1 protein-coding gene is annotated in these 693 nt (G+C 39.4%); it reads left to right on the top strand.

Annotated features, from left to right (window positions below; genetic code table 11):
- Positions 1-693, top strand: a 693-nt coding sequence (locus ABDZ84_RS06020) for a condensation domain-containing protein (RefSeq protein WP_343780552.1), incomplete at both ends; no start/stop codon positions are given.

The raw sequence follows: 693 nt of genomic DNA, 5'->3' as shown, positions 1-693 counted from the left end.
GTGTCCCACTTTTCATCGATGAAGAGCTAACACACGCATTACGGAAATTGGCAAACGAAACCGGAAGTACAATGCATATGGTCTTACTTTCCGCATACTACCTACTTCTTTCGAAGTATAGTGGGCAAGAAGATATTGTTATCGGAACACCGGTAGCTGGCAGATCACATGCTGATCTACAATCGATCATTGGGATGTTTGTCAATACGCTCGCCCTTCGTAATCGTGTAGATGGGAATAAGCGTTATGTTGATTTCTTAAAAGCCGTGAAAGAAAATGTACTTCTCGCCTATGAGAATCAAAGCTATCAATTTGAAGAATTGATTGAACGATTACACATAAACCGAGATGCAAGTCGAAATCCATTATTTGATGTGATGTTTAATATGAATCCTGTTGATGACACCATAGTGTTTCCACTAGAAGATGACTTCCAGTTGAAACAAGTTCAACACGAAAGTAATATCGCTAAGTTTGACGTGACACTACATGTCACGGAGTATACTAACACCATCCAAGGTAGTTTAGAGTATAGTACTGCGTTATTTACATCTGAAACGATGGAACGAATGGCAAGGCACTACTTAGAAATTGTGAAAGGGATTTGTCAACAACGGGAAGCGAAGCTTGCCGAGCTAGACATGATGACGGAAGAAGAAAAGCAACAAATTATAATGCAATTTAATGATACGA

The sequence above is a fragment of the Virgibacillus salarius genome (assembly GCF_039521925.1).
Classification (GTDB): Bacteria; Bacillota; Bacilli; order Bacillales; family Amphibacillaceae; genus Virgibacillus; species Virgibacillus salarius.
The sequence above is the reverse complement of the archived record's forward strand: the minus strand, read 5'-3'. Positions and strand labels throughout refer to the sequence as shown.